The organism is Variovorax sp. PDC80 (assembly GCF_900115375.1).
Classification (GTDB): Bacteria; Pseudomonadota; Gammaproteobacteria; order Burkholderiales; family Burkholderiaceae_C; genus Variovorax.
Genome location: NZ_FOWG01000020.1, coordinates 69,930 through 85,770 on the forward strand (window position 1 = coordinate 69,930; position 15,841 = coordinate 85,770).

At 69.5% G+C, this 15,841-nt stretch carries 8 protein-coding genes; 1 reads left to right on the top strand and 7 read right to left on the bottom strand.

Annotated features, from left to right (window positions below):
- The 7 genes from BM109_RS37990 to BM109_RS38020 form a co-directional block, all read right to left on the bottom strand.
- Positions 1 to 7,506 (bottom strand): non-ribosomal peptide synthetase, encoded by a 7,506-nt coding sequence (locus BM109_RS37990; RefSeq protein WP_371269449.1) that lies wholly within the window; start codon positions 7,504 to 7,506, stop codon positions 1 to 3.
- 483 nt (positions 7,507 to 7,989) lie between these two features.
- Positions 7,990 to 8,649, bottom strand: coding sequence for a hypothetical protein (locus tag BM109_RS37995; protein WP_093354984.1), 660 nt, complete (start codon positions 8,647 to 8,649; stop codon positions 7,990 to 7,992).
- A 78-nt stretch (positions 8,650 to 8,727) separates the two neighbouring features.
- Entirely contained in the window at positions 8,728 to 9,627 is a 900-nt protein-coding gene (locus BM109_RS38000; RefSeq protein WP_093354986.1) for an alpha/beta fold hydrolase, read from the bottom strand.
- Positions 9,620 to 10,762, bottom strand: a complete 1,143-nt coding sequence (locus BM109_RS38005) for an epoxide hydrolase family protein (protein WP_093354989.1) — start codon at positions 10,760 to 10,762, stop codon at positions 9,620 to 9,622. Before BM109_RS38005 ends, BM109_RS38000 begins: the two co-directional genes overlap by 8 nt.
- A 112-nt stretch (positions 10,763 to 10,874) precedes the next feature.
- Positions 10,875 to 11,825 carry an alpha/beta hydrolase fold domain-containing protein gene (locus BM109_RS38010; RefSeq protein WP_093354992.1) on the bottom strand — a complete coding sequence of 317 codons (951 nt, stop codon included), beginning with the start codon at positions 11,823 to 11,825 and terminating at the stop codon, positions 10,875 to 10,877.
- Positions 11,822 to 13,087 (bottom strand): MFS transporter, encoded by a 1,266-nt coding sequence (locus tag BM109_RS38015; protein ID WP_093354995.1) that lies wholly within the window; start codon positions 13,085 to 13,087, stop codon positions 11,822 to 11,824. The genes BM109_RS38010 and BM109_RS38015 overlap by 4 nt, the downstream gene beginning before the upstream one ends.
- Complete coding sequence (locus BM109_RS38020) at positions 13,084 to 14,916, bottom strand: flavin-containing monooxygenase (RefSeq protein WP_093354997.1); 1,833 nt, start codon at positions 14,914 to 14,916, stop codon at positions 13,084 to 13,086. Before BM109_RS38020 ends, BM109_RS38015 begins: the two co-directional genes overlap by 4 nt.
- Positions 14,917 to 15,097: 181 nt before the next feature.
- On the opposite strand from BM109_RS38020, the gene BM109_RS38025 reads away from it, so the two are divergent.
- Complete coding sequence (locus BM109_RS38025) at positions 15,098 to 15,763, top strand: TetR/AcrR family transcriptional regulator (RefSeq protein ID WP_093355000.1); 666 nt, start codon at positions 15,098 to 15,100, stop codon at positions 15,761 to 15,763.
- Positions 15,764 to 15,841 lie beyond the last annotated feature (78 nt).

A 15,841-nucleotide genomic window follows, 5' to 3' on the forward strand; every position in this document is an offset into this window, starting at 1 on the left:
TCAGGAGGCGGTGGTTTCCAGGGCGCGACGCGCCTTGGTGTGGATGCCGAGGTCGACGAAGTAGCGCTGCAGCAGGTCGCGGTCGACCGGGCGGATCGGCGTGCCGATCGCCTCGAGCTGCGCCTGCGTGGCCGCGCCGCACACCTGCGGCGGCGTGGCCGAGGTGTCGTAGCGGTCGAGGATGGCGAGCACCGCCGCGAGGTCGCGGTCCTGCCCCACCGCGAGCCGCGCATGCGCGCGCTCGAGCCAGGGGTCGAGTCCGACCGGCTCGAGGCGCATGCCCAGCCGCTCGAACACCGGCGGGATGTCGCGCACGCGCAGCGGCGCCTGCCCCATCAGGTGGAACACCTGGCCCCACGAGGCGCGCTGCGCCGCGAGACCGAGGATGGCGCGCGCCACGTCGTCCACCGGCGTGAGGTTCAGCGGCAGGTCCATGTCGGGGATGGCTTCCAGGTCGGCGTAGAGATGGGCCACGCGCCAGATCAGGTCGTCGGCGTTGCAGATCGCATGCGTGTGGTCGCCGGTGACCGCGCCCAGCCGGTAGATCGCGACCGGCATGCCGCGTGCCTGCGCCTCGCGCGCGATCGCGTCGCCGACCCACTTGCTCTGGCTGTAGCCGTCGACCAGGCCGCGCCACGAGCTGAGCGCCGAGCGCTCGGTGACCGTGCCCTCCTGGTTGTTGCCCTGGTCGATCACGGCCAGCGTGGAGACGTAGTGCAGCGTCTTCGCGCAGCCCTGCGCGGTCCATTCGAGCAGCGTGACCACGCTGTCGACGTTGGCCGGCTTGAGGCTGGCGTAGGGATGCAGGAAGTCGACCTGCGCGGCGCAGTGGTAGAGCGCGTCGCAGCCGTCGCGCACCAGCCGTACCGCGTCGTCGTCCAGGCCCAGGCGCGGCTTGCCGAGGTCGCCCGTGACGACCTCGATGCGCGCGTCGTCCCAGATCGATTCGAGCTGGCGCGAGGCCAGCGTGCGCTTCAGGCGCAGCGCGCCGGCCTCGGCGTCGGCGGCGCGCACGTGGCAGACCACGCGGGCCTCGGTGTCGCGCAGCAGCGCGGCCAGCAGGTGGCTGCCGACGAAGCCGCTGGCGCCAGTGAGGAACACGCGTCGCGGTGCCAGCGTGGGCGCGACCGCCTGCGCCTGCACATGCGCGGGCAGCACCACCTCGCGCGACAGGTCGAGCGCCTCGGCCTCGCCCGCGTTGTCGTCGATCCAGGCGGCGAGCTCGGCGATCGAGGGCCGGTTGTAGACCTCGGCATGCGGGAAGTCGGCGCGCACCTGCTGACGGATGCGCATGCCGAGCTGGATCGCCATCAGCGAATGGCCACCGATCTCGAAGAAGTTGTCGTGGATGCCCACGCGTTCCAGCCGCAGCGTCTCGCGCCACAGGCCGGCCAGCAGTTCCTCGGTGGGCGTGCGCGGAGCGACGTACTGCACCGCGGCCTGCTGCTCGGGCACGGGCAGCGCCTTGCGGTCGAGCTTGCCGCTTGGCGTGAGCGGCAGCGCGGGTAGGTGCACGAAGGCCGAGGGCACCATGTAGTCGGGCAGGGCGCGCGCCATGTGGGCGCGCAGCTCGGTCGGTTGCGGATCGGCGGCGGCGACGAAGTAGGCCACCAGGCGCTTGTCGCCAGGCGTGTCCTCGCGCGCGATCACCGCGGCCTGCGTCACCTGCGGATGCTGCAGCAGCGCCGACTCGATCTCGCCGGGCTCGATGCGGTAGCCGCGGATCTTCAGCTGCTGGTCGGCGCGGCCCAGGAAATCGAGGCTGCCGTCGGCGCGCCAGCGCGCGAGGTCGCCGCTGCGGTACATGCGGCTGCCGGGTGCGCCGTGCGGATCGGCCACGAAGCGCTCGGCGCTGAGCGCGGCGCGGTTCAGGTAGCCGCGCGCCACGCCGGCACCCGCGATGTAGAGCTCGCCCGCGACGCCGGGGGGCACCGGCTGCAGCAGTTCGTCGAGCACGTACATGCGCGTGTTCCAGATCGGCTGACCGATCGAGGGCTGCCGGCCGGCTTCCATCGGCGCGCTCATGCTCGCGCAGATGGTGATCTCGGTCGGGCCGTAGGCGTTGACCATGCGACGCCCCGGTGCCCAGCGCGCGGCGAGTTCGGCCGAGCAGGCATCGCCGCCGACCACCAGCGTCCGCAGCGCGGGGAACTCTCCGGGCGGCAGCGTCGAGAGCGCGGCCGGTGGAATCAGTGCGTGGCTCACGGCCCGGGCCTCGAGCAGCTCGGCGAGGTCGCTGCCCAGCAGCTGCTGCGCGCCCGGCACCACCAGCGCGGCGCCCGCGTGGAAGGCCATGAGCTGGTCCATCACAGAGGCATCGAAGCCGCAGGAGGAGAACTGCAGCACGCGCGAGTCGGGCGTGATCGCCAGCCGCTCCTGCATCGCGGCGCCGAGGCTGGCCAGGCCCGCATGCGGCACGACCACGCCCTTGGGCAGGCCGGTGGAGCCCGAGGTGTAGATGACGTAGGCGGCCTCGCGCGGATCGGCGGGCGGCACCGATGGCACGGCCTCGGACTGGGCCGCGATCGCTTCAAGCGTGTCGGCAGCGTCGAGCGCGATGCAATGCGCGACGTCGGCCAGCTGCGGCAGCAGCGCCTCGTGCGTGAGCACCGCCGCGGGCGCGGCCTCCTGGAACACGAAGGCGCTGCGCGCCGCCATGTGGTTTGGATCGATCGGCAGGTAGGTGGCGCCGGCCTTGACGATCGCCAGGTGGGCCACGACCAGGTCGAGCGGGCGCGGCAGCACCGTGGCGACGATGGCGCCCGGCGCGATGCCGCGGGCGCGCAGCAACTGCGCGAGCCGGTTGGCGCGCGCGTCGAGTTCGGCATAGCCGACGGTCGCGTCGTCGAGCACCACGGCGGGCGCCTGCGGGCGCTCGGCGGCATGCGCGGCCACCATGGCGGCCAGCGAGCGCGGCGCGAGTTCGCGCGGCTGGCCGCTCCATTGCGACAGCAGCCGGTGCTGTTCCTCGGCGCTCAGGATCGCGAGCTCGGCGATCGGCGCGTCGGGCGCGTCGCAGGCCTCCTCGAGCAGCCGGGCCAGCCGCGCGGCCATGGCCTCGACGGTGGCGCGCTCGAACAGGTCGCTGCTGTACTGGATGCCGCCGCCGATGCCACCCGGCAATCCATCGGCACCGCGTTGCTCGCTGAGGATGAACGAGAGGTCGAACTTCGCGGTGTCGATCTCCACCGGCTGCGGCGTGATCGACAGGCCCGGCAGGCTGAACGACAGCCGGCTGCTGTTCTGGAAGCCCAGCATCACCTGGAACAGCGGCTGGTTGGTGCGCGCGCGGCCCGCGCCGCTGCGCTGCAGCTCCACCAGGCGGTCGTACGGGAACTCCTGGTTCGCGTAGGCCGCGAGGTTGGTGGCGCGCACGCGCGAGACCAGCTCGCGCAGGCTGGGCCGGCCCGAGGTGTCGGTGCGCAGCACCAACGTGTTGACGAAGCAGCCGATCAGCTCGTCGAGCGCGTGGTCGCTGCGGCCCGCGACCGGGCTGCCGATCACGATGTCGTCGCCCGCGCCGAGCCGGCTCAAGAGGCCCGCGAGCGCGGCCTGCAGCACCATGAAGACGCTGGCCTGCCCGTCGCGCGCCAGCTGCAGGATGCGCTCGTGCACCTGCGGTGCGATCTGCAGCGGCACCACGTCGCCGCGGTAGCTCGGCGCCAGCGGGCGCGGATGGTCGGCCGGCAGCGCGAGCTGCTCGGGCAGGTCCTGCAGCGTGGCCTGCCAGAAGGCGCGCTGGCGCCCGGCCATGCTCTCGGCATCGTCCTCGCTGCCCAGCAGCTCCTGCTGCCACAGCGCGTAGTCGGCGTACTGCAGCGGCAGCGGCGTCCAGCCCGGCGCCTTGCCCTCGCAGCGCGCCGCGTAGGCCACGCTGAGGTCGCGCGCCAGCGGCAGCAGCGAGGCGCCGTCGCCGGCGATGTGGTGGGTGAGCAGCAGCAGCACGTGCTCGTCGTCGGCCAGCCTGAACAGCGAGACGCGCAGCGGCGCGGTGCTGCCGAGGTCGAAGGCATGGCCCGCGGCCGCGTGCAGCTGCGCGGCGATCTCGTCCTCGCTGCTGTCGGCCTCGAGCACGGCGGGCCGCGCCTGCGCGCCGTCGAGCACCTGCTGCCACGGCAATCCGTCCTCGTTCGGGTAGATGGTGCGCAGGCTCTCGTGGCGCTGCACCAGGTCGTCGAGCGCCGCATGCAGGGCCGCGCGGTCGAGCGCGCCCGACAGGCGCAGCGCCAGCGGCATGTTGTAGGCCGGGTTGGCGCCCTCGAGCTGGTTCATCAGCCACAGGCGGCGCTGCGCGAAGGACAGCGGGATGCGCGCCGGGCGCGGCATCGGCACCAGGCTGGGCCGCGCCACCGATTCCTGGTCGAGCAGCTCGGCGAGGCCGGCGATGGTCGAGACCTGGAACAGCGTGTCCAGCGGCAGGTCGATCATGAACTGCTGGCGGATCATCGAGACCAGCTGCACGATCATCAGCGAATGGCCGCCGAGCTCGAAGAAGTTGTCGTGGATGCCCACGCGCTGCAGGTGCAGCGTCTCGGCCCAGAGGCCGGCCAGGATCTTCTCGGTGGGCGTGCGCGGCGCGGCATAGGGCGTGGCGGCCTGCACCTCGGGCGGCGGCAGCGCCTTGCGGTCGAGCTTGCCGCTCGGGCCCAGCGGCAGCGCGGGCAGGCTCACGAAGGCCGAGGGCACCATGTAGTCGGGCAGCGCCTGCGCGAGGTGCGTGCGCAGCTCGGCCGCCTGCGGATCGGCGGCCTCGGCCGGCACGAGATAGGCCACCAGGCGCTTCTCGCCGGGAGCGTCCTCGCGCGCCACCACCGCGGCCTGTGCGATCTGCGGATGCTGGAGCAGCACCGCCTCGATCTCGCCGGGCTCGATGCGCAGGCCGCGGATCTTCACCTGCTGGTCGGCACGGCCCAGGTAGTCCAGGCTGCCGTCGGCGCGCCAGCTCGCGAGGTCGCCGGTGCGGTACATGCGGCTGCCGGGCGCGCCATGCGGATTGGCGACGAAGCGCTCGGCACTCAGCAGCGGCCGGCCCAGGTAGCCACGCGCCAGGCCCGTGCCCGCGATGTAGAGCTCGCCCGCCACGCCGGCCGGCACCGGCTGCAGGCCGCTGTCGAGCACGTACATCTGCGTGTTCCAGATCGGCCTGCCGATCGGCACGCTCTTCGGCGCGGCCTGCGTGCGTTCGCATTCCCACGCGGTGACGTCGACTGCGGCCTCGGTCGGGCCGTAGAGGTTGTGCAGCTCGGCGCCCAGGCGCTCATGGCATTGCGCCTGCAGCGCGGGCGACAGCGCCTCGCCGCTGCAGATCACGCGGCGCAGCGTGGTGCAGCCGGCGGCCGCGGGCTCGCGAAGGAAGACCTCGAGCATCGAGGGCACGAAATGCAGCGTCGTGATGCCCTCGTCGGCGATCAGGCCCGCGAGGTAGGCCGCGTCCTTGTGGCCGCCGGGCCGGGCGAGCACCAGCGTGGCGCCGTCGATCAGCGGCCAGAAGAACTCCCACACCGACACGTCGAAGCTCGAGGGCGTCTTCTGCAGCACGCGGTCGTCGGCCGCGAGGCCGTAGCGCGCCTGCATCCACAGCAGGCGGTTGACGATGGCGCGGTGCGACACCACCGCGCCCTTGGGACGGCCGGTCGAGCCCGAGGTGTAGATCACGTAGGCCGGGTGCGCGGGATCGATCGCGACGGCGAAGTTGGCCTCGTCGCAATTCGCCAGATCGGCAATCGTTTGCGCCCCATCGATCAACAGGCGCGGGGCATCGGCGGGCAGCACCTGCGCGAGCGCCTCGGTGGTGACCAGGCACGCGGGAGCTGCGTCGCCGAGCATGAAGGCGATGCGATCGGCCGGGAAATCGGGATCGACCGGCAGGTAGGCCGCGCCGGTCTTCAGGGTGGCGAGCAGCGCCACCATCAGTTCCATCGAACGCGGGATCGCGAGCGCCACCGTGCGCTCGGGGCCCGCGCCGCGTGCACGCAGCAATTGCGCGAGGCGGTTGGCACGGCGGTTCAGTTCGGCGTTGGACATGGCCTCGCCCTCGAAGCGCAGCGCGACGGCCCCGGGCCGCTCGGCGAGCTGGGCTTCGATCAGCGCGACCAGGTGCGTGTCGGGCACGGTGTGTTCGGTGTCGTTCCAGCCGAACAGCAGTTGCCGGCGCTCCTCGGCACCGAGCAGGTCGACATGGCCGACGGCCTGCTGCGGTTGCCGGATCACGGCATCGATGAAGGCGATCAGCCGGCGCTGGTGATCGGCCAGCCCCTGCGCGCTGTGCACCGCGGGATTGGCGTCGAAGTCGATCTGCAGGTCCTGCCCGTTGCCGCGCTCGTAGAGGAAGATGCCCAGGTCCTCGGCCGTGCCGTTCGAGAGGTTGCGCGGCCGCGCCGCGTGGCCGGCGAAACGGAAGTCGTAGTCGAAGGGCTCGACGTTGACCACGGTGGTGAACAGCTGCCGGTTGTTGACCAGCATGTTGAGGTCGCTGCGCAGGTGCTCGTAGCGGTACGACTGGTGGCGCAGCACCTGCCGCATCTGGCGGCCCACCTCGCGGATCAGTTCGGGGATCGGCAGGTCGGCGCGCATCGCGAGCCGCAGCGGCACGGCATTGGCCACCATCGCGGGCACGCGCCGCATGCGTTCGTTGTGGCGCGCGGTGACCGGGATGCCGATCGCCATGTCCTCGATGCCGGTGGCGCGATAGAGGTAGGCCGCGGTGGTGGCGATCAGGATCTGCGGCAGCGTGGTGCCTAGCTCCTGCGCGATCTGCTGCAGCGCCTGCACGCTGGCCGCGGGCAGGTGCACCGTCTGGCGCAGCAGGCCGCCGATGTTGACCGAGCGCTGCGCTGCGAGGCTCAGTGGATCGGGCGCGTCGGCGAAGCGCTCGGTCCAGTACTGGCGGTCGCGCGGGAAGCGGCCCGACTCGCGGTAGGCGCGGTCTTCCTCGGCCAGCTGCGACAGCGGTGCCAGGCGCGAGGCCTCGGGCACCTCGGCGGCGCCTTCGGCCATCGCGCTGTAGATGTCGGCGAAGCGCCGCGCGATCAGCCCGCCGCCGAAGCCGTCGAGCACGATGTGGTGGCTGCGGTGGTACCAGACGTGGCGGTCCGGCGCGAGGCGGATCAGCGCCGACAGCCACAGCTGGCCGTGCGCGAGGTCGATGTTGCGTTCGAAGTCCGCGCGCATCCAGCGCTCGGCCCGCGTCGCGGGATCGGCCTCGGCGCTGAGGTCGAGGTAGGGGAACTCGCCCTCGAAGGTGTGGGCCACCACCTGGCGCGGCCCCTGGCCCGCATCGACGAAGTTGAGCCGCGTGGCCTCGACCTCCTCGGTGATGCGGCGCAGGGCCGCGAGGAAGACGGCGGGATCGATCGGGCCATCGATGTCGATGGCTTCGGCGAGGTTGAAATTGGTGTCGGGCGACGCGAATTTCGCGCCCAGCCACATCGCCATCTGACCCGAGGTGAGAGGCGCCGAACTGCTCAGGGGACCATTGCCTTGCATGCGCTGCTCCAAGTTGGACATGGGGGTGCCAACGGGGCATTGCAGGCGCGAAGCGAATTGCCAGAAGCTGCCTTCTCGCACATCCGCAGCGGGTCGAATTGACATTCCGTTGACATTTCAAAACCAAATGTACAAGCGGTTGCAGTCACTTCGATGGCAGTTTCGAGTGCGGCAATATTTCACGCTCTCAATTGAGCAAGAAAGGTTTCCTGGGGTTTTTCGCACTGCACCCAGAAAGCCTCATTTTCGAGGCGGTTCGGCTTACTTTCAGAGGGAAAAGCAGGAGGAAAAAGTTTGTTGCGTCGCAGCAACTTCAATACGCCCAGCAGGGGTATGGCAAATATGTTGGAGATGCCACGCAGCGTATTGGCTGAATAAAAACTGCCTAATTCCCACGGAATTCCGTGGGTAATAGAAAAGTGTGGCGAGGACTTTCGGCGTAATTAAATGGCGCCTAATTCGCGTCGTTCCGGCGCGCCGGATCGGGGCTCGCGGTGGGGTCGATCAGGCGCCGCCGCGTGCCGACCGCGACAGCGCCGCCAGCGTCTTCTTCGCGCTGTGCAGCAGCCCGGCGCGCTCGGGCTTCAGGCGCGCCTTGGTGTCGCCCGGCGCGACGATCTCGAAGGCCGTGTCGGCCGCGAGCTTGGTGGCCAGCGCATCGCGCGGCGTCAGGCGCTCGAAGCGCGCGCTCGAGATCACGTGCACCTGCAGATGGCGATGGATGGCCTTCGACAGCTTCCGGCAGGCCGCGGTCATCGCCGCCTCGTCGGGCGTCACGGCACCGTGCACGACGAGCACTTCCACGATGCCGTTCGCGTCCTCGCCGAGCACGAAGGCGCGCACCACCGAGTCCTTGAACCTGGCGCGCAGCATCGCGCGCACCGGCTCGGCCGCCGCGAAGGACTTCAGCGCGATGCGGCGCAGCTCGCGGTGGAAGACGAAGCCGCGGTCGAGCGCGAAGGTCTCGGGCAGTTCCTCCTTCGCGGCATGCCGCGACAGCATGCCGCTGCCGACGAGGTGCGCGAGCGTGCCTTCGACCTCGGCCGCGTCGAGCTTGGTTTTCTGGGCCAGTTCGTTCGTGGTGAAGGGTTCCTCGGGGTTCCCGTAGAGCACCTGCAGGAGCTTCTGGACGGAGGGGGACAGGAGGAAGTCGGCGGCGCTCATGGGGGCTGTGGGATCCGGTGCGGGGGAAAGGCAGGGATTATGGGAGCGCGGGTTGCGCCGGGCCACGCTGTCGGCGTTTCAAACGAGCCAGCTGCGAACCTTCGACACCGCGTCGGCAAAGTCACGAGGCTTCTCCTGCGGGAGGTTGTGTCCCGCCTCGACGACGCGGTGCTCATGCGCCGCGAGGAACAGGGACGCATCGCTCTTCGTGCCGCCGGGCTTGAGGGGATCCTGCGTCCCATCGAGGGTCACGGCCGGAATCGCGATCGCCGGTCGCCGGGCCAGGCGATCTTCGAGCGGCTGCAGCGCGGGGTCTCCGGCTTCCAGGCCGAAGACATGGCGGTAGCAATGGATCACGATATCGACGAAGTCCGGGTTGTCGAAGGACGCGGCGCTGCGTTCGAAGGTCGCCGTGTCGAACCGCCAGCCTGGTGACCATGCTTCCCACAGCAGCCTGCACAGATCGCGGCGATGCTCGGCCAGACACTGCCGGCCGCGTTCGGTCTGGAAGAGGTGCTGATACCAGCAGACGCGTTCGAGCGCCGGCGAGGCGGGACGTCGCTGCGCGCCGATGTCGATGATGTCGTAGCTGGCGTAGGAAACGAGACCGCCGAAGCGGTGCGGCCACAGGGCGGCTGCCACGCAGGAGGCGTTGCCGCCCCAGTCGAAGCCGGCCAGGATGGGGCGTTGCAGTGCGAGCGCATCGGCGAGCTGAAGGATGTCGAGGCCGCGCGCGGCCTGCTGTCCGCTTCGCAGGGTGGCGTCGGAGACGAAGCGGGTGGGGCCGAAGCCGCGTGCGCAGGGTGCGATCACCCGGGCTCCCGCATCGGCGAGGATCGGGCCGACTTCGTCGAAGGCGCGAACGTCGTAGGGAAATCCGTGCGACAGGATCACGGGCCAGCCGCTGTCGGCGCCCCATTCCGCGTACGCGATGCGCAGCGTCCGGGTCTCGACGCTTCTCGACGCCCGCTCATTCACGAGTGGCTTTCGACACCGTGGCGATGAAGGCCCGCAGGTCGGCCAGCATCAACTCGGGTTGCTCCCAGGCGGCGAAGTGTCCGCCGGCCGCCATGTCGGTCCAATGCACGATGTCGTAGGTCTTCGCGGCGAACGAGCGCAGCGGTGGCAGGAACACGGGGTCGGGAAACGCGGCGAAACCCGCGGGCACACGGATGCGCGTGCCCGCGGGAAAGCGCGAGGATCCTTCGAGGCGCTTGCCGTGGTAGATCCAGGTCGCGGTGACGACCGCCGCCGGTGCGAAGTACAGCATGATGGAGGTCAGCAGTTCCTCTTCCGAGAACCTGGACCAGAGGTCCGGGCTGCCATCGGCCCGGGCCGGCAGGTCGGCCCATTTGCCGAATTTTTCGAGGATCCATGCAGCCGCACCGACCGGGCTGTCGGCCATCGCGACGCCCAGTGTCTGAGGGCGCGTCTCCTGCGCGTGGTTGTAGCCGGTCTCCTCGTCGAGGATCGCGGCGCTGCGCTCGGCTTGTTCCCTTTCTTCGGCGGTCGTGGGCGTGGCGTCCTGGGCAAAGATGCTCATCATGTTGATGTGGAAGCCGAGCAGCGCTTCCGGATAGGTGAATGCCATCCAGCTCGCGATGTGCGCACCCCAGTCGCCGCCCTGGACGATGTAGCGCGTCGGGCCGAAGAGCCGGCCCATCAATCCATGCAGGAGCTCACCGGCCCGACGAGGGCCGATCACGCCGGTGATCGGGTTGGAGAAGGCAAAGCCCGGCAGGGAAGGGACGATGACGTCATGCCCATCCGACGCCAGAGGCTGCAGCAGCTGCTCGAACTCGAGGTAGGAACCCGGCCAGCCATGCAGCAGGAGGAGGGGTGGTTTGGAGCCGTCTCCCTTCAGGTGGACGAAGTGGATGCGCTCGCCCTCGATGTCGGTCGTGAAGTTGGGCAGCCGGTTCAGGCGTTGTTCGACCGCGCGCCAGTCGTAGCGGTTCAGCCAGTGGTCGACGAGGCGTTGGAGATCCTCGATTCCCACGCCCGCGCTCCAACCTCCCGCGTCCGGCAGCTGCGTCCAATCGAAGGCCTCCACTTTCTTGCGGATGGCATCGAGCCGCGTATCGGGAATATGGAGGGTGTAGGGCGAAACCATGGTTCGAAGCGGCTCTTCAGTGGATCGAATCGAGATGTCTACGCTCTCGTGGGGTGCAGGCCTTGTCCGTCCGGGGACTACATTCCCGTGCGACATCGGCGCGTCTTCCACATCAAGGCGGCAGGACCCGCGCGAGGAAGCCGCCGATGTCGCGCGTGCACTGCGCGGCGCCTTCCACGCTGCGGCTGAAGCCCAAGAACAGGTGCGTCATGCCGCGATAGACCTTGAATCGATCCAGACGCCCGGCGGACTCGAGCGAACGCGCCATGGCCGAGGACGCGTCGAGGAACACATCGAACTGCGCCGCGGCCAGGAAGGTGGTCGGCAGCAGGCCGGGGTCCGCGAGCAGCAGGTTGGCGCGCGGATCGTTCCGGCTGGCCTCGTCGGGAAGGTAGTCGCCGAAGATGGACGGCACGGATGCGAGGTCCGGGAACAGGCCGGCGTTGCCATGGCGGCGCATCGAATCGGTCGAGGTGTCCCCGTTGAACGCGCCGACGATGCCGACGGCTGCCTGCAGCCAAGGTAGGCGCCCCAGCGCGACGGCGGCCCCGAACGACACGTTGGCGCCCGCGGAACAGCCGCCGCACGCGAGCCTGTCGCCATCGATGCCCCACGCGTCGCCGCGTGCGTGCAATGCGCGAAGCAGCGAGGCGGTCTGTTCGACCGCCACGGGAAAGCGGTGCTCGGGGGCATGCGCATAGTCCGCGCTCACGACGATGCCGCCCCAGGCCTTGGCGATCTCGCGCATCTGCCGGTCGTTGGTCCATTCGGAGCCGGTCTTGAAACCGCCGCCGTGCAGGTAGACGAAGGCCGGCAGAAGCGCCGGTCCGTCTTCCGGCCGGTAGACCACGATCGAGACGGTGCCGCCCTCGACGGGAACGCGCACGCGCTGGATCGCGCGCATCGACGGACCGCCCTCGTTCCAGTACTGGCGCGTCAGTTCCATGCCGCGCCGAAGGCCCGCGATGCCATCGTTCGAGTTGCCGTGCGCCGCGGCCAGCTCGGCCGATTGGCGCAGCGCCTCGCGAAGCGCCGGATCCACGCCCGAAAGGGTTTCGTTCATGGATGCTTCTCCTCCTGCCGCCCGAGCGCATACCGGTACGGCCCCAGCAGCATCACGGCCACGCTCGCCACCACGAGGCCGATCGCGAGCCCGGCGAGCGTGGGCCCGTAGCTGCCCAGGCGGCTGTACGACAGCCCCATCAGGAACGGACCGAGGCCGGAGCCGAACATGAAGACCGCGAACAGATAGCCGTAGATCTCGCCGAAGGCGCGCATCCCGAGGTAGCGCGAGATGAAGAACGCGATCAGGTCCACCTCGGCGCCCAGGCCCAGGCCGATGCACACGGTGGCGATCAGATAGATCGCAGGATGCGCGGGCGCATGGAGCAGCACGATGCCGATCAACGGCATGAGGATGAAGACCAGCGCCACGTACGGACCGAAGATGCGGTCGAGCAGGAAGCCCGCGAGCAGCCGCCCGATGATGAGCGCGATGCCCGCCGCGCTGATTGCCGTGGTCGCCAGCTGCGCCGAGACGCCGCGGTCGGTGAGGATCGCCGTGATGTGCGCGATGGTCCCGCCGCAGGCCATCACGACCGCGAAGAAGACCAGGGCCAGGCACCAGAACTGCTTCGTGCGGAATGCCTCCCGTGCGCTCAGGCCCGGCGCGGCCTGCCGCGCGAGCGAGGCCGCGGGCACGGGCTCCTTCAGCAGCAGGCAGGCCGGCGGGAAGGCGACGAGCAGCACCGTCGCGCCCAGCCCGACGAAGGCGGTGCGCCAGCCGTGCGCCGCGATCAGCGCCTGGGCCAGATGCGGCAGCAGGGCCGCGCCGAGGCCCACGCCCGCCATCGACAGGCCGAGCGCGAGGCCGCGATGGCGTTCGAACGCACCGGTCACCGCCTTGGCATAGGGCAGCGGCGACTGCGCCGCCGCGAAGACGCCGGCCACGCCATACATGAGGATGAACTGCAGCGGCGTCTGCGGCACCACCCCGAGGGCCGCGATGGACAGCGCGAACAGCACGATCCCCGGCAGCACGACCGCGCGCACGCCGTACCGGTCGACCAGCCGTCCCGCGAACGGTGTCGAGAGGCTCGTCACCACGAAGCCCACCAGGATCGCCGAGGAGATGGTCGCGCGGTCGGTGGCGAAGGCCTCGGCCAGCGGCTTGACGAACACGCTGAAGCTGAACTGGAGCAGCGGCCCGTTGCCCACCAGCGTGCCGAGCACCGCGGCAACCACCACCCACCAGGGGCTGCGCGCGCGGGACGAGAAACCGGTGCGCGGCTTCGCGACCGCAGGGCCCTGTGCCGCATCGGTCATTGCCGTGCCTCCGGGGTGCCAGCGTCGGGTGTGATCAGGCCCTCGAGCGCCGCCTTGATCAGCAGCGCCGTGACGTGCGAGTAGAAGCGGCACATGGTCAGGGTGCCGCCGGCGACGTAGAAGCCTTCCTGGCGCGTGCGCACCCACATGTTGCGCATCTCGCCATCGGGGCCGATGCCCCAGATCGGGCCGACGCGCTCGGCGACCTCGCTGCCGAACATCGTGCGCACGGCCTCCTGCAGCGGCTGGTAGCCGGTCGCCATCACCAGCATGTCCGCGGGCATCGCAGCGCCGTCGGTGAAGAGCACCTCCTTGTCCTTCACGCGCTCGATGCCCACGCCGGTCTTGAGTTTGATCTTGCGCTCGACGATCAGGTCGGACGCGCCGACGTTGAGGTAGTAGCCGCTGAGGGAGCGCAGCAGCTTCATGAAGAAGCCCGTGTCGTCCTCGCCGTTGTCGAGCATGAAGCCCACGCTGCGCAGGCCTTCCAGCAGTTCCTTGTCGTCCTGCGCCATCTGGCGGCTCAACGGACCGTGCAGTTGCCGGACCAGGTCGAAGGGGATCGCGGCGCTCATCAGGTCCGTTTCCTCGATCGGCCGCACGCCTTCGTTGGCGCGGTAGATCGCATAGGCGCGCACCGATGCGGGCTCCAGGCCGACCACCGTGGTGGAGGAGCGCTGCAGCATCGTGACCTCGGCGCCGCGCAGATGCAGGTCCTGCGCGATGTCGTGCGCACTGGTGCCGGCACCGACGACCAGCACGGACTTGCCCGCGACCTCGAGGTCGTCGGTGCTGCGGCTCGAATGCACCACCTGGCCGCCGAAGTCTTCCAGCCCGCGGATGCGCGGCACCTTGGGAACGCCGCTCGCGCCGACCGCCATCACGACCTGGCTTGGCCGCAGCGTCCGGATGGAACCGTCCGCCCGCTGCACGCGGACCGTCCAGCGCCTGGCCGTGGCGTCGTAGGTGCCATCGAGGAAGCTCGTGCAGTTCCACACGTTGAGCTCCATGCTCATCGCATAGAACTCCATGAAGTTGGCCAGCATGTCCTTCGGGATGTAGACCGGCCAGGTCTTGGGAAAGGGAAGGTAGGGCAGGTGGTTGGTGCAGATCTCGTTGTGCAGCGTCAGCGAGTGGTAGCGCTTGCGCCAGTTGTCGCCCACGCGCTCGTGCCTGTCCACGATCAGCGTGGCGACATCGAGTTGCGCGAGGCGTGCGCCCAGCGCGAGTCCTGCTTGCCCGGCGCCGATGATCAGCACCTCGGGGTCCTTCTCGGCGAACTCGGCGGCGGCCTGGCGGCGGTCGAGCCAGTTGTCCATGCTGCGGCGGCCCGTGCTCTCGCGGCGACGGGTCAGGAACGGGTCTTCGGGGAAGGCCTTCAACTCGTGGATCGTCGTGAGGAAGTTCATCGCCTTCCAGCCGCCGGGCTGGGCCGGGTCGGGCGTCAGGCGCAGGAAGCCACGTCCGTGCGCGACACGGGTGTCGAAGCGGAAGAAGGCCTCGAGGGTCTCGACGCCACCGAGTTGCCCTCGCATCGGCGCCTGCGCTTCGAGGCGGAAGTTGGCCGCGCCGCAGGCCTCGAGCGTGGACTGCAGTGCTTCCGCAATCTCGAGCGCTCCCTGTCGCGTGGCGATCTTCCAGGTGAAGCTCAGGATGTCGCGCCAGTAGCCGTCGTCACCGAACAGGCTGGCCGCACGATGGCAGTCGCGCTGTCGAAGCGCGTCGTCGAAGCCTTCGATCCATTGCTGCGCGATCTGCCTGCGTTCGCGGGCGCCGCTGTCGGGCGCGTCGTGGCTCGGTGTCCCGATCCCGGTCGATGTCTCATGCATGGGGAGCTGCTTCCTTGTCCGAGGGGCCGTGGTAGATCGCGGCCTGTTTTAATCAATGATTAAAGTATAGGTTCGGCCATGAAACGGAGACAAGCGGCGCACCGACCCGGATTTCCCCTATGGAAGCCGATGTCGTTTCGTGCTTTAATCATTGATTAAGAAGGATGCATCCCCGGATTTCATGGCCACGAACACCAAGTCCCGCGCCGACGGCGCCGAGGAAAAGAACGCGGATGTGCAGCGCAGGCTGCTCGCGGCCGCGACGCATCTGTTCATCAAGAACGGCTACCGCGGCGTGTCGATCCGCGAGATCGCGGACCGCGCCAAGACCAACTCCGCGCTGATCTCCTACTACTTCGGCGGCAAGGAAGGCCTGTTCGTGCAGGTGTTCAAGGAGGTCGCCGCGCCGCTGAACGACAAGCGCGCCGCCAACTTCGAGCAGCTCGAGCAAGCGGGCACGCTCACGGTCGAATCGATCGTGCGCGCCTGGGTGTCGCCGATGTTCGAAGGCCGATCGCTGGCGAAGGAAAGCCCGGTCACCACGCTGTCATTCAGCCTGAATGCCGAGCAGGGCAAGCTGTCGGAGCAGCTGATCGTCGAGATCTACGACGCCATCAATTTCCGCTTTCTCTCGATGCTCGAGGCCTGCCTGCCGGGCATTCCGCGCGAAACGCTGGTCTGGCGGCTCTTCTTCCTCGTGGGTGCGATCCTGACCGCCACGCGGCCGCATGGACGCAGCTTCAAGCGCCTCTCCCAAGGCAACGCCACGGCGCAGGACTCCAACGAGCTGATCGAGCAGCTGGTGCAGTTCGCCGCCGCGGGCTTTCGCGCACCGCCGCTTCGTTGACTCAGAAGGTGTGAAGGAACCGTCGCGAGCGCCCCGAGGTCGCGCCGAGGACTGGAGCCGTACTCTGTACGGTGAGGA

Excerpts from the sequence above, each read along its gene's own strand:
- BM109_RS38025 (WP_093355000.1), top strand. The coding sequence starts at position 15,098 with ATGGCCACGAACACCAAGTCCCGCGCCGACGGCGCCGAGGAAAAGAAC.
- BM109_RS38020 (WP_093354997.1), bottom strand. The coding sequence starts at position 14,916 with ATGCATGAGACATCGACCGGGATCGGGACACCGAGCCACGACGCGCCC.
- BM109_RS37990 (WP_371269449.1), bottom strand. The coding sequence starts at position 7,506 with ATGTCCAACTTGGAGCAGCGCATGCAAGGCAATGGTCCCCTGAGCAGT.
- BM109_RS38015 (WP_093354995.1), bottom strand. The coding sequence starts at position 13,087 with ATGACCGATGCGGCACAGGGCCCTGCGGTCGCGAAGCCGCGCACCGGT.
- BM109_RS38005 (WP_093354989.1), bottom strand. The coding sequence starts at position 10,762 with ATGGTTTCGCCCTACACCCTCCATATTCCCGATACGCGGCTCGATGCC.
- BM109_RS37995 (WP_093354984.1), bottom strand. The coding sequence starts at position 8,649 with ATGAGCGCCGCCGACTTCCTCCTGTCCCCCTCCGTCCAGAAGCTCCTG.
- BM109_RS38010 (WP_093354992.1), bottom strand. The coding sequence starts at position 11,825 with ATGAACGAAACCCTTTCGGGCGTGGATCCGGCGCTTCGCGAGGCGCTG.